Source organism: Paludibacter propionicigenes WB4 (genome assembly GCF_000183135.1).
GTDB lineage: Bacteria > Bacteroidota > Bacteroidia > Bacteroidales > Paludibacteraceae > Paludibacter > Paludibacter propionicigenes.
Genome location: NC_014734.1, coordinates 510849 through 531153, shown reverse-complemented (window position 1 = coordinate 531153; position 20305 = coordinate 510849). Strand labels below are relative to the sequence as shown.

10 protein-coding genes are annotated in these 20305 nt (G+C 36.1%); 5 read left to right on the top strand and 5 right to left on the bottom strand.

The window, feature by feature from the left end; all coding sequences use genetic code 11:
- Window positions 1-7 precede the first annotated feature (7 nt).
- Entirely contained in the window at window positions 8-3112 is a 3105-nt protein-coding gene (locus PALPR_RS02155; protein WP_041620588.1) for a SusC/RagA family TonB-linked outer membrane protein, read from the bottom strand.
- 660 nt (window positions 3113-3772) lie between these two features.
- Between PALPR_RS02155 and PALPR_RS02150 the strand changes: the two genes are divergently transcribed.
- The 3 genes from PALPR_RS02150 to PALPR_RS02140 all read left to right on the top strand — a co-directional run bounded on the left by PALPR_RS02150 (window position 3773) and on the right by PALPR_RS02140 (window position 6798).
- Window positions 3773-5539 (top strand): ArnT family glycosyltransferase, encoded by a 1767-nt coding sequence (locus PALPR_RS02150; RefSeq protein WP_013443964.1) that lies wholly within the window; start codon window positions 3773-3775, stop codon window positions 5537-5539.
- 108 nt (window positions 5540-5647) lie between these two features.
- Entirely contained in the window at window positions 5648-6361 is a 714-nt protein-coding gene (locus tag PALPR_RS02145) for a MotA/TolQ/ExbB proton channel family protein (protein WP_245544421.1), read from the top strand.
- A 23-nt stretch (window positions 6362-6384) separates the two neighbouring features.
- Window positions 6385-6798: an ExbD/TolR family protein gene (locus PALPR_RS02140; protein WP_013443962.1), complete on the top strand. Its 414-nt coding sequence runs from the start codon at window positions 6385-6387 to the stop codon at window positions 6796-6798.
- A gap of 89 nt (window positions 6799-6887) precedes the next feature.
- On the opposite strand, the gene PALPR_RS15255 is transcribed toward PALPR_RS02140, so the two are convergent.
- The 4 genes from PALPR_RS15255 to PALPR_RS15250 form a co-directional block, all read right to left on the bottom strand.
- Window positions 6888-7796, bottom strand: a complete 909-nt coding sequence (locus PALPR_RS15255) for a DUF4294 domain-containing protein (RefSeq protein ID WP_013443961.1) — start codon at window positions 7794-7796, stop codon at window positions 6888-6890.
- Between the two features lie 225 nt (window positions 7797-8021).
- Window positions 8022-8927, bottom strand: a complete 906-nt coding sequence (locus PALPR_RS02130; protein WP_013443960.1) for a PorP/SprF family type IX secretion system membrane protein — start codon at window positions 8925-8927, stop codon at window positions 8022-8024.
- A 9-nt stretch (window positions 8928-8936) separates the two neighbouring features.
- Window positions 8937-16175: a PKD domain-containing protein gene (locus PALPR_RS02125; protein ID WP_013443959.1), complete on the bottom strand. Its 7239-nt coding sequence runs from the start codon at window positions 16173-16175 to the stop codon at window positions 8937-8939.
- Between the two features lie 749 nt (window positions 16176-16924).
- Window positions 16925-18037 (bottom strand): helix-turn-helix domain-containing protein, encoded by a 1113-nt coding sequence (locus PALPR_RS15250; RefSeq protein ID WP_013443958.1) that lies wholly within the window; start codon window positions 18035-18037, stop codon window positions 16925-16927.
- A 410-nt stretch (window positions 18038-18447) separates the two neighbouring features.
- On the opposite strand from PALPR_RS15250, the gene lipA reads away from it, so the two are divergent.
- Together lipA and PALPR_RS02110 are read left to right on the top strand one after the other, a co-directional pair.
- Complete coding sequence (gene lipA, locus PALPR_RS02115) at window positions 18448-19293, top strand: lipoyl synthase (protein WP_013443956.1); 846 nt, start codon at window positions 18448-18450, stop codon at window positions 19291-19293.
- Window positions 19294-19722: 429 nt separating this feature from the next.
- Window positions 19723-20229, top strand: coding sequence for an RNA polymerase sigma factor (locus PALPR_RS02110; protein WP_041620585.1), 507 nt, complete (start codon window positions 19723-19725; stop codon window positions 20227-20229).
- Window positions 20230-20305 lie beyond the last annotated feature (76 nt).

Below are 20305 nucleotides of genomic sequence, written 5' to 3'. Positions count from 1 at the left end.
TGCAATTTTACAATGTTACCTTTAAGCCTAAATTAAAACGTTTCACAAGTGGATAGCTGGTTCCTCCATTTACTTCACGGTCATCCGGCGTTTTTGTCCATAAAAATAAGTCATTCCCATTCACAAAAATGCGTAATGACTGAAGTCCAAAACTCTTAACAGCTTTTGAATCTAGAGTATATGAAATTTCAGCATTTTTTAAACGAATATATGAACCATCATACATATAACGAGTTCCCCAAGAAGCATCACTCAAAGCAGTATTATTCACACGAGGATTTGGCGTATCTGCATTTGTATTAGATTTTGTCCAATAAGAACCTTCCTTATAAGCAAGATCAAGATAATTAAAACCAAAACTAATGTCTCCAATATAACGACTCACATTATTTACACCATAGAATTGAACAAAAGCACTAAATCCTTTCCAATCTACTCCAATAGTTGCATTATATGTATTTTCAGGATTGGTTGGATAAGCATATGGAGCTTTATCTGTAGTTGCGTTAATTACACCATCGCTATTAAAATCAACGATCCTGTAATTACCTGGTATTTTGCTATCATTTACATCAAAAGCAGTACTTCCATATAATTGATCCCATGTATTGTAATAACCATGACTTATTGTTGAAGTCACTTGATTAACTGGGAATCCCGCTTTCTTTAAATAATCTGCTAAAAGAGCTGGATCATCTTGGTCTATTACTTTACTAACAGCATGAGTCATACTGAAATTACCCCATAAGCGTAGATTTCTATTTAAGTTCTTACTAAGACGAAGATCAATTTCATATCCATGAACTTCAGTTTTACCAAGGTTAGCTGTAGGGGGAGTCATACCAAAATATGAAGGAACTGACCTTGTATTACCATTCATAATAATATTAGAACGGTTATCTTTAAATACATCGACACTACCCGCAATTAAATTTTTAAAGAATGAAAAATCAGTACCGATATTCCTTTTCGTTACTTTCTCCCATCCTATATTGGGATTCCCAATCTGAGTTTGTGTATTGTACTTATACGGACTGTTTTCACTCAATGTATTAGTCATAAAAGCTTGTGAAGTAGAATTATTCCATACATCCTGATACAACCAACGATTGCCACTACTATCGTCTCCAATTTCTCCATATGTTGCCCTTAGTTTCAGCATATCTAAAAAAGTAAGATCTTTCATAAATTTTTCTTCACTTAACATCCAACCAATTGCACCTGAAGAAAAGAAACCAAATCTATTTTTCGAAGCAAACTTTTCAGAACCGTTGTAAGCTCCATTATATTCAGCGAAATATTTTCCTTTATAGTTGTATGTAGTACGAAAAACCCAATCTTCACGAAGAGATTGAACCATAGCACCAGTAGCATATTGTCTACGTTGGAAATTTCCCATAGCAGTAACATTATGATCTCCAAAACGACCGTTGTAGAGTAGTTGAGCCTGATAATTAAGATTGCGATAAGTGCTGTTTCCATCCATTCCACCGCCATTATTAGACCAACTAATCGTTGGATAAAAATCAAAATTGGTATTTGCATCATTCGTGCTAGCATACTGTGGAATACCTGTAACAGGGTCAATATACTTTTGTCTAACAGTAACATACATATCAGTAATACCTCTATTATTTTCAATAAAGCTATTATCCAACGAAACAGTCAAGTTTGCAGAGAGTCCCTTGAGTAACATTCCTAAATCTTGATTAAGAGCAAAATCAGTAGTCAAGCGAGTAGTAGTTGTGGTTGCTTCTCCACCGTTAGCCAAGTTTGCCTCTGAATTCGGAGCACTAACACCATTAGTCGGACAATATCCCCATGTTCCATCTGAATATTTTGGATAAAACACATTGGCAGGTAAACCATATGCACCGGCCCACAGGTAATCTTCTCGAATCACATAACCAGGTGCACTTTTAGCTCCATATGAACCGAAAAGATTTACTTTAAATTTTGTTGAGTTTGTTATATTAAAATCTAGATTGGCTCTGGTATTTGCTCTATTGTAACCATAAGAAACATCATAGCCTCTATCATTGGGGAAAATTCGTGTGATATCACCTTCATGAACATAATCCATAGCAGCAAAGTATTTCACAAACTTAGTTCCTCCTGAGATATTTATATTTGCATTGTAAGACATTGCATAATCCTTGAACATCTCTTTCTGCCAATCTATATTCGGATATCGTTCCTTTTGCTCTTGTGTAGTTTGATTTCGATAATTATCAATAAAGGACTGAGGTCTGATATAATTCCAACTATTCGGAATTGTACTCATTTCATATTCTACAATGTTATTTTTTATTTCCATTGCATCGTAAGCATCATATTTACCCGGAAGTTTTCCAGGAACTTTCATTGTAGAACTAAATCCAACATCAATTTTTGCCTTTCCTTCTACACCCCTTTTCGTAGTAATAAGAATTACGCCATTTGCACCCTTAACACCATAAACAGCTGTAGCAGAAGCATCCTTTAAAACAGAGATAGATTCAACAGAATTGATATCTACACTACTCATTGAACGTTCAATTCCATCTACTAGGACAAGAGGACTACTATTATTCCAAGAACTTATACCACGTATAATAATTTGAGGATCTTCTTCACCTGGTTTACTGGTTGTTTGCATTGTGGATACTCCCGGTAGATTTCCTGTCAGTGCTGCACCCAAACTGGATACTCCACCAGTACGTGTAAGCTTATCTCCTGTAGTTTGTGTAATTGAACCCACAACACTTGCTTTCTTTTGTTGGCCATACCCTACTACAACTACTTCATCCATATTTACAGTATTGTCTGCCAATCTAACTGTAATATTATTCTTGCCTGTAACACTTACATCCTGAGAATTGTAACCGATGTAAGACACAACAAGTGTATTTTGTCCGTCTGGAACGTTTATTGTAAACTTTCCATCCACATCAGTTATAACACCTGTGTTTTTTACGTTTTTAACCACGACTGTTGCTCCAATTAAAGGTTGATTAGTTTCATCTAATACTGATCCCTTAACTACATGCTTTCCTTGAGCCAAAACAACTGAGCTCATAAAAAGCATTGACAGGAGCAAGATACTTGTCAGTTTAATTTTCTTTTTTGACATAAGAAAAAACTTGATCAATGAAATCTTGTTTATGTTTTCCATTATATAATTGATTAACTTTTTGTATTGATTTTTTCAATTTTGAATAAAACCTATTGAAATTACACTAATTAGCATTCGGTATACACTAATTATTTTGCTAAAACAATTATATTTAACTGTCATCTAATTCTTTTATCATACATCTATTGTTTAAAATTAGGTAATAATATATTTATACTCATAAAATAAAAAATCATAATAATTTTTATTTCCTTCTAATTTCACACGTGTGCTTAAATTAACTTTTCACAAGGAGAAACATAAACATCTGCCTACAAAGCACTTAAGAAATCGACTACCCACAAAATTGCTGTGTACGCCCACGAAATTTCTGTGTACGCCCACAAAAATACTGTGTACGCCCACAAAGATACAAATAATTTTCTACAACAAAAATAATAATGTAAGGATATTTTTCGATACAAAAACAAAAAAAGAAGCAAAAACACACAAATGCCAAAATTCACTCACAGCAATCATAGACTTACGAAACTTTAATTATTTTTATACAGAACAGGCATATAAATCCATTATTTCTCTTAATAAATTTTCAATCACAAGTATATAATTGACATCTTAGCTTTTTTACTATCTTTGAGAATCATATTACACAACAAAATGAATAAACTAACTGACACGCTAAAAAGCATTTACAGTCATCAACCCTACCTGCTCGTATTATTTATTTGCATATGTCTAACATTGCCTTGGATTACCATGGGCGAATTTTACACTAAAGGCGAGCCGCGCGAGGCCACTGTAGCTACTTGCATACTCAACACCGGGAATTGGGTTCTTCCTTCAGATTATGCTGATGAAGTGGCTTATAAACCTCCCTTTATGCACTGGTTTATAGCAATTTTCTCGTTACCGGCAGGTCATGTAACAGAAACAACTGCACGACTCCCATCGGCTTTAAGTTTGATTGGGATAACCATGATGTTTTTTTATCTTCTATATAAACGAACAAATTCTTATCGTGCTTTTGTGGCATCTATAATACTGTTAACTAGTTTTGAGATGCATCGTTCGGGAATAGAAGCCCGGGTAGATATGACGCTAGCATTCTTCATGATTGGCGCACTCATAAGTTTATTTAAATGGGAAGAGAAAGAACTGAAGGGCTTTCCGTTGCTCATTCCTATTTTTTTAGGAGGTGCTGCACTTGTAAAGGGACCTGTAGGCATACTTCTACCTTGTATGGTATTTGGAATTTATTTACTGATTCTGAAACGTTATTCAATATGGAAGATTATATATAAAAACATACTCATAGCTCTACCCGCTTTAGCCATTCTTTTGATTTGGTACATTTTGGCTTACAGACAAGGTGGTGAGCATTTTCTAAATCTGGTATATGCCGAAAATTTTGGACGCTTTCTGGGAATGGACAGTAAAAAATTAGGCATATCCTATGAACTTGGACACGAAGGTCCTTTTTGGTATTATATTCCTGCCATTATATTAGGTTTTATGCCTTGGAGTCTTTTGCTCATCTTCGCTGCGTTTTCAATTTCTATAAAGAAATCAACTCAAAAACAGTCTATTTGGCAACGATTTATAAATCTGGATAAATTGACTTTATTCAGCATCATTTCGGTTGTGATGATCCTTACATTTTATGCTATTCCGTCATCAAAGCGAAGTGTGTACATCATGCCTGCATATCCTGGTGCTGCTTATTTACTTACATTACTTTACGAATGGATTATCAATAAAAAACCGGTTTTAATTAAACTACTGTCACGCATACTATTAGTTATATCTGGAATTTTATTATTAATTATTGGCTGTTTTCATTTTATAGATTTATATTCTGTAGCCGCATTATTGCCACTTGATACAAAAACACTTCATGATATAAATTTATTTTCTACAGCTTTCCAACATTCTTCCATCTTTGGATTTCTAGTATGGTTTTTGTTACTTAGCGTTTTTATTAGCGCATGGTGTGTTTTAAGAAAAGGAACTGCCAGAATCGTACTAATCTCTACCTTAGTATTATTTATCTGTACGCAAATCTTTTTGGAAGGTTTAGCTTACCCTGTATTTAAAAATGGATATTCTTCCAGACCATTTGCTGAGAAAATAATGTCTAAATATGATTTAAAAAATAATACATATGTAATGAACAACTTGAAAGAATATTCCAACTTGTATGGTCTAAACTTTCACATGGGTAATAATTACAAAAATTTTGAAAAAGAACAACCCAAAAATGGATATTTCATTACAGGTCTAAGCTATATCGACAAAATAAAAGCTCTATACAACAATAAATATGTATTTAAAGAACTGGAAAGAACCTCAGACAGATTCAATGATTACGGAGATGTTATTGTATTATATAGATTCAATCAAACAGCCAAAGAAATTAAACGCTAAAGAGAGTTTTGATATATTTAAATTGAGTTTTTTCAGCAGCTTTTAAATAAATTCCATTATATATCGTTTTAATAAAAATAAATAGTCACAACATATAATTTTTTTCTAATGATGAACTTACTTTCCATTATTCTTCAGATTCCAACAGATTCTATAGCAAACGCTGCTGCCTCAGCTTCAGCGGCAGTTTCTCAACAAAATTATTTCCTCTTATTATTAAAAGGAGGTTGGGTTTTACTCCCATTATCAGTTCTATTTGTCATGTCCAACTATGTTTTTATCGAGCGGTGGGTTTCAATTAATATACTCGGAAAAGTAGATGCCACATGGGTAGCCAGAGTAAACGAAATGGTAGCTGAGGGAAAGATTGATAAAGCCATTAAGTTTTGCAACGAAAGGCAAACAGTATATGCCAAAGTACTTGCAGCAGGATTAGAATCGGCTCATGGAGAGGATATTGAAGTGCAGGATGCACTCCAATCGGAAGCCCGTCAACAAATATCGATTCTTGAAAAAAGTATGAATGTTTTGGGAATTTCGGCTTCTATTGCCCCAATGATGGGTTTCTTAGGAACTATTTTTGGAGTAATCAAGATTTTTTACAACATCTCTGTTACTAACGATTTGAATATTGCCAATATATCTGATGGTCTTTATCAGAAAATGATTAGTTCAGGAGCCGGTTTATTTGTTGGAATCATTGCTTATGCCGGATATTACATTTTAAATGGTCGTATAGACAAAGTTGTGGTACGCATAGATAAATACTCAAATGATTTATTGAAAGAAATACGTAACTACAAAAGAGGAATTAAGGCATAAATACTATAAAGCGCATAAAATAAATGAAAATAGAACGTCGAAAATTAAGAACGGCAGAAGTTTATACAGCATCGTTGAACGATATTATGTTCTTCTTATTGTTATTCTTTCTGATAGTATCTACGCTGGTTACTCCGGCTACTATTCAGGTTCTTCTTCCTAAATCCAAGACATCAAGCGATGTAGTGGTAAAAAAACAAATAAATCTCACCATTACTGCCGATCATAAATACTATATAGAGAAAAAAGAAATTACTTTTGAAGAAATCGAGCCTCAGCTGGCAGCTCTGGTAGCGAAGAAAAAAGAAAAAGAAGAAATGATTGTTCTTCTTCATGCCGATAAATCTCTAAATTTACAAGACGCAGTAAGCGTTATAGACATAGGTAATAAGCTTAAAGTAAAAATGATACTTTTCACTAAAAAGGAAAATGGATAATTACTTTAGGTTGATACAGAACGAAAAAAAACGGCTTCATTCTTCGCGAATGTAAGCCGTTTTTGTATATTCTGAGTATGTTGTTGCTATTAAAACTCACCTAACCTATGTTTCCTCACTATTTTTTCAAGTGCCGCATCTTCTCCAATGGAGTCATATTTCGTTTTCAAGTTCTCATGAAACAATAGCCCCACACCATACCAAAAAGTGGCAGGAATACCTCCCTTATACGTTTTAATAAGCCCATAGGCGCTCTCATTCGTCTCCCTTGCCAACAACTTCAACAATAATTTCCCCTGAGAGTAAGACATTTTACGTACATCTTTCTCGAACTGACTAAACAATTCCTTTTCCGTTTGCTTTATCAACTTTTTCTTTTCTTTAGCGTCATTCATTGTCGCCAGTTTAGCATTCAGATTGTCAATTACTTCTTTGGCTTTTAAAACATACGGATAAACACGGCGGATATTTTGAATTGTTTTGTAGTTGCTTTTTATAAATTCCCAATCAGAAGCAGTATTTTGACCTCTTTCTGCCAAGGCCTGACGTACCTTCTCTGTGGTTTGTTGTTCTATCGGATTCTTAGCTAAACTGTCGGGTGGAATTACTTCTTTTAATACGGATAGCGTTTTTTTTAATTGCTCCATCATTACGGAGTCTTGATTCAGAACCACGTTTGTCGGATCATCACTATCGGCTTTGTCGATGTTTTTATCCACATCTTCGTTAGTTATTTTAGATTCAATTGCTTTTTTATCTGTTGATTCAGCCTTTCCTATAGTTTTCTTATCATCAGCTTTGGTTTCAGTCATTGAACGCAAAGCTATATCCTCCAGCATTTGGAACTGAATAGGCTCCTCCTCTATTTTACTATCGTCCAGATTCATTGCTGAATCAAAACCCGGAATAACAGCAAGTAACAAGAACATTAGACCATATATCACGAGTGATAGTACTACAGCTATTGATTTTGATTTATATTTCTTAAAAATATTCATTTTAGAGTATTACTTCCAAAGCTTTTGAAGTTGCTTTTATTAAGTTACTTTTTTAAAGCAAACGGTTGCAAAGATATGGATTAATTTCTGCTTTAATGGTTGTAAGCGCTATAAAAACGATACAGAATTTTTATTAAATCATCTACAAATATTATACCCATAAATAGAATCGTCTGAACTTAAGAGAATAAGTCCAGACGATATATATGCACGATTAATTGAGACCTAATACCAACAATTCAGACATTTAAATACTCTGTCCAGAGTATACGTCAACATAATTTCATGAGAACCATAAGATTTTGTACTAATAGCGCTTACATTATAATCATAACTATAAGACAGGTGCAGGTTTTTAGACAAATCCAATCCTAAAATAGCCCCAATCTCGCTATAGGTTCTAAAAAATGCACCAACCTGAAAACCATTAGATTCGGGAGTTGGCTTGAAATATGTCGTTAGATTTAGCTCTAACTGATAAAAATTACCGTATTGAACTCCAATGGCTCCGAAACCAAGATTCATCTTTTCTAAGCTATTATTGCGGTATTTCGTATAAATATAATTCGTATTTGAAAACTGCGAATTGATAGGCTGAAATAAAGAGATTAAATTTTGAGCTGCAGCACCAAATTGCCATTTACGTCCCTGTAATTCAATTCCCAAATCCGAATTAAAATTACTCACATTTAATAGTTTTGCATACACAACAGGATCATTGGGTGTAGGCGAATTTACCTTGGAAAGATCGTATCCAACACACTGATAATTCAATCCCAAACCCAGATTTAAATGCCAGTCTCTGTTGAGAATTAAAGCATAAGCATAGGTAAAACCCAGATTAGTTGTTGAAGTATATCCTATTTTATCCTGTATTGCCTTCAATCCAAATTGCGTATTCAGATTATCCAGAAACATTGTACCCGAAGCGTAAAATGTAGTTGGAGCACCGGGAAAATTGACCCACTGCTTACGAGCAGCCATATTAAATTCCGCAAAATAGCGATCGTTTACAGATGCCGGATTGAGTGTATATGTTTTTTCCCAAAAGTGATTTAAACGTACACTTGATTGAGCAATCACAAGGATTGTCAACATATTAAAAATAATAACTATTGTCGCTTTCTTCATTGAATAAAATTATCTAACTACAGTTACATAACCGGAATTTGTTTTTGCTCCTGACTCGGATGCATAATATACCACAAAGAAATATGTATCGTTCGATACCGGTTTTCCTTTATAAGTCCCATCCCAACCATCTATACCATCATATATAAGTACTGAATTCCGATTATACACTTTTATATGCCAGCTTTTCATAAATACATCATCAATACCATCTCCATTAGGCGTAAACGTATTATACAAGGATGAATTTACGACAATGATTTGCTTGGTAGCATACTCTGTACAACCGTCCGGATCAATTGCTTTCAACGTAACATTAAATGTCTTTTCATTGGTTATATCAAATGTATGATCCAAATTATTACCGTGATCTGTTTTACCATCTCCAAAATCCCAGATATATTGTGAACCTGCATAACTTTCGCTCCCGAAACGTACTATCGGGCTGGTTACCGAAACTTCATTTTTATTTGTTTGTATGGTATAATTGTATAAATTGTAATTTGAAACCATAAACTTCAAGGTTGCAGTACAACCGGAAGCAGAAGTTCCCGTGACGCTATATTCTCCCGTCCTGTTAATCATAATGCTATCAGACTTGGAGTTATCATTCCAAAGGTAAGTAGCGGCACCTGACACATGAATGATGGTAGAATCACCGATACATATCTTAGGATCTCTGTCAAGGGTCAATACCGGCGGAGTTTCAACTGTAACAACCTGTGAGAAATTAATAGTACAAGCAGGACTTGTTATTTTCAGCTGAACAGTCTTATTTCCGGTTGTTGCAAAAGTGTGATTTACAGTTTTGTTTACGTCTGTAACTCCATCTCCAAAATCCCAGTTATATGTGTAAGCAGATAATGAATCTAACACCAAAGCATTAAACTGATAAGAATGTTTATCGCAATCTAAAACCTTATAATCAATACCAATAGGTTTTATGGATAGATTAAAAGTAGTATCAACGACACAACCATTTCCATCGGTTATCTGTAAAGTTACAGGACCAGCCTGACTGCTTTCCATTATTTCTTTATTCAATCCACTTACAGTGCCCCTTGACCATAGAAGATTATATGGAGCTACACCTCCCGAAACATGAGCTGTTGTAACCTCACTTACGATCTTAGTTGCACAATCAAGTTTAGGAGCAGAACTAAAGTTGACAAGAATAGGACTTGGTTGAGTTACTACAACTGTTAGTTGTTTTGAAAATCCGGAATTATCTGTTACATTTAAAACATAAGCTCCTGCAATAAGATTTGTCAAATTTTTACTGGTACTTGTAAAACCATTAGGACCAGCCCAGGAATATGTATAATCAAAGACACCCGGTGAGACCTGGATAGGGGTACCTCCCACAACATCTACCGTTATTGCCCCGTAATTATCACCAAAGCAATTTAAATCTACTTTGCTCACCAAACTTACGATTAATTCCGGTGGTACAGTTACATCGTAAAAAGCATGCTTAGGTACACAACTATGAGAATCGGTTACAGTAACCTCGTAGTAGCCCGGACCTATATTACTTAAGTCTTCAGTGGTAGCAAATGCAACACCATCCTTGGTCCAGGCATAATTATAGGGAGGAGTTCCTCCTGTGACGGTAATATGAATTACGGCATTATCTGCTCCAAAAAAAGTCACATCAGTCTGGATGTCGGTAGTAATTTTGATATCTGCAGGTTCAACTATAGTATATGTACTTGTTACCTGACAACTTTTGGAGTCAGTTACAGTAAGCGTATAGTTACCAGCATATAGGTTTGTTAACGTGGATGCATTTGAGGTGAACCCTGATGGACCTGTCCACGAAAGAGAATATGGAGGAATACCACCTGCAATTGAAGCAGTGAGAGATCCATCAACAATTCCAAAACATGATATATTCTGAACAGTAACAGTTGGAACAATTGTAGGATCTACAGTGACAACGACATTGAAAGCGGGTCCAGGACAAGCTCCGGAAAGTGGTGTAACCGTATAGGTTACTGTTGCGATACCAGTTGTATTATTTGTCAGTATCTGACTAATACCGGTCTGACCAATCGGCTGCGCTGAAGCACCCGATACTGACCCGGCAGGACTAATCGTAGGCATAGACCATGTATAAGTTGTTCCGGCAGGAACAATTCCATCAGTAACATCCTGAGGAATTATTGAAAATGCAGTTCCATTACAAATTTCGGTATTAAATGATGTAATAACCGGATTAGGGTTTACAACCACCTGCGCAACATTAGAAACCAGCGTAGTACAACCACCAGGCGCCATTGTTATCACACAATAATAATATGTTGTGGCTGCCAAAGCTGAAGGAGGATTATAAGTAGAGCCTGTTGCCAATGCAATCGGTGTACCTGTCGTATTATTATTTATTGTATTACTATACCACTGATAAGAAGGAGTACCGGCACCATCTTTATAAGTTATAGACAAAGGAGCAGGAGCACCACCCACACATACAACACTTGAAACAGGCTGTGAAGTAAATGTTGGTTCCGGATTTACGGTAACAGTAGCAACATCGCTGGTAACATCACAGTTTGCACCTAAAGAAGACTTTACAATACAATAATAATACAGTGTGCCCAGACTTGCTGTTGATGGCACATAAGTGCTACTTAAAGCTCCGGTAATTGCGATTCCACCGGTAGAGCTATTCACTGTATTCTGATACCATTGGTAAGTATATGCACCCAGTCCTCCCGAAGCAGTTATCGACAGCGTTTGAGGAATGGTATTTATACAAACGGTTTGAGTTGGGACTAACTGAGGTGTAAGAGTTGGATTAGCATCAACTATAATCTGAGCTACATTACTGATAGCAGGCACACAACCATTACCCGACAAAGTAACTTCTACATAATAGTAATAATTACCTGAAACAGGAAATGGCGGAGGAGTATAAGTAACATTGGTAGCACCTGCTATTGCGGTTCCACCCACCGACGAATTAACCGTATTAGAATACCACTGATAAGATGGAGTTCCCACACCGTTTATATAACTAACCGTAAGAGGAGCACCAATAGCATCTCCGGCACAAATTTCCTGAACGGGAGTTGGATGTACATCTATTGTTGGAGATGGTATTACAGTTACTGTAGCCGTATTAGACGTAATGACATTACAACCGGCCGCAAAAGTAACTTCACAATAGTAATAAGTGGTTCCTGCAGCTGCACCGGATGGATTATAATTGATACTGGTTGCTCCAATTATCGAAGTCCCCGTTGTATTGTCGTTTACGGTATTGCTATACCACTGATAAGTTGGTGCACCAACTCCATTAATGGTCGCGACAGACAATTGCGAAGGCAGTCCGTTAACACAAATAGTACTGGATACAGGTTGTGAAGTGAATGTAGGTTGAGGATTTACAATTACTTCAGAAGTATTACTGGTAACCGCACAATTCACTCCGGTCTGAGAAATAAAACAATAATAATAGCTAGTTCCTGCAGTGGCTGTTGAAGGTACATACGTACTGTTTGTGGCTCCCGTGATTGATGTTCCACCGGCATTACTGTTAGTTGTATTCTGATACCATTGATAACTAAATACTCCTAACCCTCCCGTAGCAGTGACGCTCATCGTTGTAGGAATTGCTCCCTGACACACCGTTTGAGTCAATAAAGGCTGAGCACTGACAATAGGATCTGCAACAACATTTACATCTGCTACATTACTTGTTGCAAAACCACAGTTGCTACCCGACAAAGTAACAATAGCGTAATAGTAATAATGGCCTACCGAACTCAATACAGGAGGAAGGTAGGTTGACGAAGTGGCACCCGCAATGGCCACACCACCAATTGTTGAATTAACCGTATTTGAATACCACTGATAAGACGGAGTTCCTGCGCCACCGGTATAACCAACGCTCAAAGGAGTACCGATAGTACCACCAACACATATATCTTGCAATGGAGTTGGATGCACATTTATGGATAGTGGAGAAGCAACAATAATTTCTGCAGTATTAGAAATTATAGTATTACAACCACCCATAGCAAACGAAGCTATACAATAATAATACGTTGTACCTACAACCGCACTTGAAGGTGTATAGGTTGCATTGGTTGCAGTCGGTATTGATGTACCGCCGGAAGTACTATTAACAGTATTGCTATACCATTGATAAGTCGGGGCTCCTACTCCACCTGTTGTCGATACAGACAAAGGACTAAGTGTACCGCCTATACAAACTGATTGAGGAAGCGGCTGAGTAGAAAAAGTTGGAGCCGGATTTACAATAACCTCAGAAGTATTACTAGTTACATCACAATTTAATCCTGTCTGCGAAATTAAACAGTAATAATAAGTCGTACCGGTTGCCGCAGTTGAAGGAGCAAAAGTACTTCCGGTAGCTCCGGCAATTGGAGTTCCGCCACTATTACTGTTAGTTGTATTTTGATACCATTGATAGATAAATATGCCTACCCCACCAGCAGCAGTTACGCTAATGGAAGTAGGGATTGATGTTTGACACACAGTCTGCGTCAACAATGGCTGAGAAGTAACTGTCGGGTCAGCTACTACATTTATTTGAGCAGGATTACTCGTTGCCGATCCACAATTACTTCCCGACAACGTTACTTCTACATAATAGTAATAGCTTCCAACTACCGTAAAAGCTGGAGGTGTATATGTTGACCCGGTAGCTCCTGCAATTGAAGTACCGCCGACATTTGAATTTGACGTATTCAAAAACCACTGATAAGTAGCTGTACCTGCACCACCGGTATATCCAACACTCAAAGGAGCACCAATAGTACCACCCACACAAATATCCTGTAGCGCAGTAGGGTGAGAACTTATTGTTGGTAATGAATTAACCGTTACCGTTGCCGTATTTGATGTCACTAAATTACATCCTCCCGATGGGTATGAAATTACACAATAATAATAGGTAGTTCCAACAACTGCTCCGGAAGGATTATAATTAGCACTTACAGCTCCTCCAATAGGCGTACCCGATGTGGTGTTATTTAGGGCATTGCGATACCACTGATAGGTTGGAGTACCAACTCCATTAACTGTTGATACGGTAAGGCCTGCTGGCGTTCCTCCAACACAAATCGTACTGGATACAGGCTGAGTTACAACACTTGGTTGAAGATTTACGACAACTTCAGACGTAGTACTGGTCACACTACAATTTAATCCGGACTGAGATACTTCACAATAATAATAGTTAGTTCCCGTGACAGTAGTTGGTGGGGTAAAAGTACTATTGGTTGCACCAGATATCAAAGTACCTCCAACGTTACTGTTTGTAGAATTCTGATACCATTGATAATTGAAACTTCCGGTTCCTCCGGTAGCTGTAACTCCGATGGTAGTAGGGACACTACCCTGACAGACTGTTTGAGTTGAAATTGGTTGAGAAGTAATAACCGGATCTGCAACAACAGTAACCCGAGCAGGATCACTGGTGGCCGAACCGCAATTATTGCCTGATAACGTAACTACTGCATAATAATAGTAATTTCCGGGTACCGTAAAAGTTGGTGGAGAGTACGATGAGCCGGTTGCACCTGATATTGCTGAACCACCAACATTAGAGTTGGAAGTATTAGAATACCATTGATAAGTAGGTGTGCCTGCTCCTCCCGAATAACTTACACTCAATACAGAGCTGCTTCCACCTACGCATATATTTTGCGATGCAGTAGGCTGTGTACTTATACTTGGAGGAGGAGCTACAGTAACATTCACCGTATTAGACTGAATATCGGCACATGCTCCCGAAGAAAAACTGACAATACAGTAATAACTTGTAGTTCCAACAGCACTTGTAGAAGGGGTGTACACTGGGTTTGTAGCACCCGGAATAGCTACTCCTGAAGCATACCATTGATAAATCGGAGTATCAGCAATCGGAGAAATAGCCACAGACAGATTCGTTGGAATACCGTTTAGACAAACAGTGCTGGGCAAAGGCTGTAATGTAAACACAGGAGCAGGATTAACAGTCACAACATAATTTACTGTCGGACCTGTGCATCCATTGAAAAATGGAGTTATGGCATAAGTTACAGTTCCTGCAGTAGTACCCGTTGTCGAAAGGGTTTGTGGTGGTAGCGTATTAGTTGTACCCGATGGGATAAAACCCGATACACCCGGAGATGCAGTAGCAGTCCATGAAAAAGTAGTGCCGGGAATATCTGCCGTTAAATTCACCTGCGACGTAAGAAATCCAGAGCAAACCGTTTGGCTTAAAGGAGAATTTGTTACTTTGGGTGCATTCTTAACAGTAAAAGTCTTTGAGTCTGTTACTGAAACTCCACATTCATTGGTAACATTCAATAAAACTGTATAAGTACCCGGTGAAGAATATGTGATATTAGTTGGATTTGCGTTGGTAGAAAAAGAAGGAGACCCACCCGGAAAACTCCAGGCGTATGTCAAAGCATTCAATGGAGAACAACTGGTAACATTCGCTGTTGGATTAAGCGTAGCCGTTTCACAAAAATCAGGAATATTGTTGATAGATACAATAGGAGGCTGCTTAACCTCTACTGTTTGCGTGTTATAATAAGTTCCGCAAAAATTAGTTACCGCCAATTTGATTGTATAGATCCCTGGATTCGTGAATTGAAAAGTGGGACTTGCCGATGAAGAGCCAGAACCTCCAAGATATGTATAAGCAGCAGTAGTTCCACAGTTCCCTGGCATATAAGTAACATCCCAGCTATAATTAGGAGTTGAACAGATAGCCGTAGTATTGGTAGTATTAGTTGCATTAACCGTCAGAGGAGCACAACCTTGTGTAACATCTAAATTGAATGTTGGTACAGGAGGTGGTTCAACACAAATATCGATTGAATTAGTCAATGTTCCACAACCATTCGTAGCTTTAAGTGTGACATGATATAGTCCCGGAGTAGAATATGTATGAGTTTTACTTTGAGGAGAAGTTAACTGCGTAGAAACCACTGTAAAACCATCCCCAAAATCCCAAACATAATTAGCCAGGTTTGAACAGCTGTTCCCGGGGATTGCAGTATTGGTTAAAGTTACGCTTGTATTAACACAAGTAATCATTATGCTGGGAGCTGCCTTTACAAAATTCTTTGTGACAGTATCTTCGGCCAGTTGAAATAAAGCATTTTCAACATTAAAGCTTTCTGAATTTGATATTTCGACCTTAGAATTTTTGGTATTAGTTGCAAACGAACCGTTATTGTTTATTTGAAGCAAAATCAATAATATTATCCCCAAAAAATGTTTCATAAGTTATTTTTATATGAAAAATGTGTGTTTGTATTGAAATACCATCCTGTAGCGTCAATTTACACAAGTAAATGAATGACTTGTAAGAATTAATACTACAACCAAAATTGCTTGTAAAATTACAATATTTTTTCTAATTCTTTAAAAAATACGACAACAATTTAGACAGTTAACTTGTTTTTAACTATAAAATTATTCATTATGAAGTTATTTGGATAAATTACAATGAAGAAAGCAAAATAAACCGTTTCCTGTAGCCTCCATAGAAGCTACTGGAAACGGTTTATGGAATTAAAACCAAAAATGGAATTAAGAGAATTATTACTACAAAAACATTAAGAAAACAAACAACCCGATGCAAGCTGAACACAAGCATCGGGTTTTAAATCCCATAGGTAAGGTAAACAGACGTAATATTTTGAATTTATCTTTTACTAGACTACTAAATCTTTCTACGAATAGTTTTTCGGGAACAAAGTTTCATCTAAGAGAACAAATCAAAAAAACATTCACTTTATAACTATAAAAACCACTAAATTTCTATAGAACACTAAAAAAAATTATGATACAAAAGTAGATTAAAGCATACACTTAAGTGTGTCATTTTATAAAGTGATACAAATTCTGAAATGTAATCAGGCACAACATAATGATAAGTAATTCACAAGCAGACATATACACGAACATAAATAGAAACCGCCTGCTTAGTTAAAAGAAAACAAGATACAGTTAAATATAATGAAGCAGCATCAGTTCTGTTGACGAAATTGAGATGGAGTAAACCCGGTATGTTTTTTAAAAGCCTTATTGAAACTACTTCGGGAACCAAATCCACATTCGTATCCTATTGCTTCCAGGGTCATTTTTTCACATTGAGTTGTAGTGAGTAATTTCTGAGCCTCTTTAATTCTATATTCATTTATAAAGTCCGGAAAGTTTTTCTGAAAATGATTATTAAGAATATTTGATAAATGATGAACGGGAATCCCCGTATTCATTGAAACAGAATGAATACTACATTCTTCTTTAAGAAATGGCTTTTGTGTTTCGAAATGAGTCATTAATATCCTGAAATAATCTTCAACCAAGTCATCAGATATCTTAAGAACTGCTTCTGATTTCTTTATTTCACTCGTCGATTCAGTTGAAAACATTTCAGAATGCCACATAGATTTTACAAATAAATAAGCGAACTGCACAAGCATGGCAAGCTGAGCAATTATTAAGTTCACCTTTTCATTCCCTAAATAAAAGCTTAAAGGTGCAGCCAACAACATAAACGATAGGTTGATAACAATATAGAATCTCAACCAGGAAATACTCATCTGGAAATTATTGATTGAAATTTTCGGCGAAATTTTAAACTGTTTTTTCACCGCCAAATAACAGCAAAAAAGATAAACGATTAGCTGTATAAAAACCAGAACGTTCAAGAGATTTGTATGCCACAGACCTTGTTTAAAATTAACCACCAAAAGATTCAAACGGGTTGATGTGTTTTGAGACAAAAAATAAACAATAAATGCTACAGCCGGAATGAATGGTAAAATCTGAACTAATATGTTTATTGGGGTGAGTTTTATCGGCTGGCCAAGCAGTGTTTTTACGTATAAATACAGAACCGGCCCAAACATCAGTAGCAAAATCAAGTCGAAAGGTACATAATGAACCAAATGAAAGTAGTTCTTATTCAATAGGGCAGTATAATAGAACGAAAGTTCAATACTATACGCAGCCATCAGTACGAATAAAAAACAAAGCACATTATTAGCTTTTTTAATAGGAGATTTTTTCAGCAATAGCACGGCGGCAAATGCAAAATAACTTATTCCTAAAAAGAGCGTTACGTATTTAAAAAACATGACTTGGTTCAAAAATTCAAATGCAAAGTAAATAAAAAAATATTAAATACAGCATCTGATTTCCCTGTACAACAAGCACTTTTCGACAAATATTGAGTCAAATAACTAATATAATAGAGGCGTACACCCACATAAGTCATTGACAAACATAAAAATAATAATAAAATAATAATCTGAAAGAAAAATGAATTACAGTAAACTTTTTATTACAACTTGTGATAAAATTAAAAAAAATAAATACGAATTGAAGAAACTATCCGACAATTTTATTCAAACCAGCACCAGACGGTTTCAGTAAATGTATTTTAATACAAATATAAATTCAGCGGACTGACTATGTTACATAAACCCGACAAAGAAATCTGTAGAATAATTTTGTACCTTTGTTCTATCAATCAAAAAAAATCTATATGACATATATACGCAAACCTGAATGGTTAAAAACTAAATTACAAAGCGGTTTACAGTTTGTTCATGTAAACAACATAGTAAAAGAACACGGACTTCATACAATTTGCTCAAGCGGCAGATGTCCTAATATGAGCGAGTGCTGGAATAAAGGCACAGCAACATTTATGATCTCGGGTGAAATCTGTACACGCTCGTGCAAGTTCTGCAACACACTTACAGGTCGCCCTCTCCCACTCGACCCGACTGAGCCGGCTAAAATTGCCGAATCGATTCAATTAATGAACCTGAAACACGCAGTTGTTACATCGGTCGACCGGGATGATTTACCCGACGGAGGTGCTTATCATTGGGCTGAAACCATTAAAGCTATCAGAAAAACAAATCCTGATACTACGTTGGAAGTATTGATTCCCGATTTCGATGGAAAAACAGAGCTGCTTAATATAGTAATAGCTCAGAAACCCGATATTATATCGCACAACCTGGAAACCGTCAGAAGACTTACGCCCTCTATACGTACTAAAGCAAAATATGATATCAGTTTGAAGGTGCTTTCTTACATTCACTCGCAAGGTATTATTGCCAAAACAGGAATTATGGTTGGATTGGGAGAAACTGAAGAAGAAGTTCTGACACTTATGGATGATGCTCTAGCAACAGGTTGCTCAATTCTGACAATAGGTCAATACATGCAACCATCACGTAAGAATATTCCGGTAAGCGAATATATTACTCCCGCTAAATTTGAAGAATACAAAATCACAGGACTACAAAAAGGATTCAGAATTGTAGAAAGTGCTCCTTTGGTTCGTTCGTCGTATTGCGCCGAAAAACACATTCTCTGAGCACGTATGCGCTGGTTTATTAAGATGTATATGCAGTACGCTACCACACACTAAAAACTTTTCAATAACAAAATCTTATTATTTTTTCTAAAGGATACTGATTATCAGCATTGAATTGTGCAAAATTTTATTTGTAATCGTTTCAATTTTATAAATAATCTATTTTTCTCATATCCCGTTAAAGATTTTCATTCAAAAGTGTACTTATATCAAAATATTATTTATATATTTGTATCGTAAATCTACAACAATTGATTTCGAAAGAGCTCTTTACTTAACATTATTCAGTATAGACAACTGACAATCAATCATTTATTTCTGTTTTCAGAAAGTTTTTTCAAGAAAAAATTTGTTTAGATGAATTATCACCGACTTAGTAAAGTTTTCGTTGCTAAGTTTTATCTATTCACACAAAAAAACTACAACATTATGAAAAACGTTGAATTTGAAAATGAATTAGTAGCGTTACAAAGCAACATGCGTAATTTCGCATTTTCGCTAACTTTGAATCGCGACGATGCCGAAGATTTATTGCAGGACACAACACTAAAGGTTTTAGACAACCAAGAAAAGTTTACTGATAATGTCAATTTTAAAGGTTGGGTATTGACCATTATGAAGAATATCTTCATAAACAACTATAGAAAGATTGTACGCAATCAAACTGTGGTTGATAAAACGGAAGATTTGCATCATTTAAATTTACCGCAAAATTCGGGATTCGACAGTCCTGAAGGATCTTACGCCATTGGAGAAATCTCAAACAGCATTGCTGCATTTTCAGACGAATATCGTATTCCTTTTTCAATGCATATCCAGGGATTTAAATACGAGGAGATTGCACAACACATGAATTTACCGATAGGCACAGTAAAAAGCCGAATTTTCCTTGCACGCAAGCGTCTGCAAGAACAATTGAAAGATTATCGTGATTAATAAAAAAATACATTCAAAAATAAAGCCGAAGCAACAAACTTCGGCTTTTTTGTTTAACTTTGACTGGAATTTGAAT

What these genes read in the sequence shown, in the direction of transcription:
- PALPR_RS02140 (WP_013443962.1), top strand. Translation starts at nt 6,385, where the DNA reads ATGAAAATAGAACGTCGAAAATTAAGAACGGCAGAAGTTTATACAGCA.
- PALPR_RS15250 (WP_013443958.1), bottom strand. Translation starts at nt 18,037, where the DNA reads ATGTTTTTTAAATACGTAACGCTCTTTTTAGGAATAAGTTATTTTGCA.
- lipA (WP_013443956.1), top strand. Translation starts at nt 18,448, where the DNA reads ATGACATATATACGCAAACCTGAATGGTTAAAAACTAAATTACAAAGC.
- PALPR_RS02110 (WP_041620585.1), top strand. Translation starts at nt 19,723, where the DNA reads ATGAAAAACGTTGAATTTGAAAATGAATTAGTAGCGTTACAAAGCAAC.
- PALPR_RS02130 (WP_013443960.1), bottom strand. Translation starts at nt 8,927, where the DNA reads ATGAAGAAAGCGACAATAGTTATTATTTTTAATATGTTGACAATCCTT.
- PALPR_RS02155 (WP_041620588.1), bottom strand. Translation starts at nt 3,112, where the DNA reads ATGTCAAAAAAGAAAATTAAACTGACAAGTATCTTGCTCCTGTCAATG.
- PALPR_RS02125 (WP_013443959.1), bottom strand. Translation starts at nt 16,175, where the DNA reads ATGAAACATTTTTTGGGGATAATATTATTGATTTTGCTTCAAATAAAC.
- PALPR_RS02150 (WP_013443964.1), top strand. Translation starts at nt 3,773, where the DNA reads ATGAATAAACTAACTGACACGCTAAAAAGCATTTACAGTCATCAACCC.
- PALPR_RS02145 (WP_245544421.1), top strand. Translation starts at nt 5,648, where the DNA reads ATGATGAACTTACTTTCCATTATTCTTCAGATTCCAACAGATTCTATA.
- PALPR_RS15255 (WP_013443961.1), bottom strand. Translation starts at nt 7,796, where the DNA reads ATGAATATTTTTAAGAAATATAAATCAAAATCAATAGCTGTAGTACTA.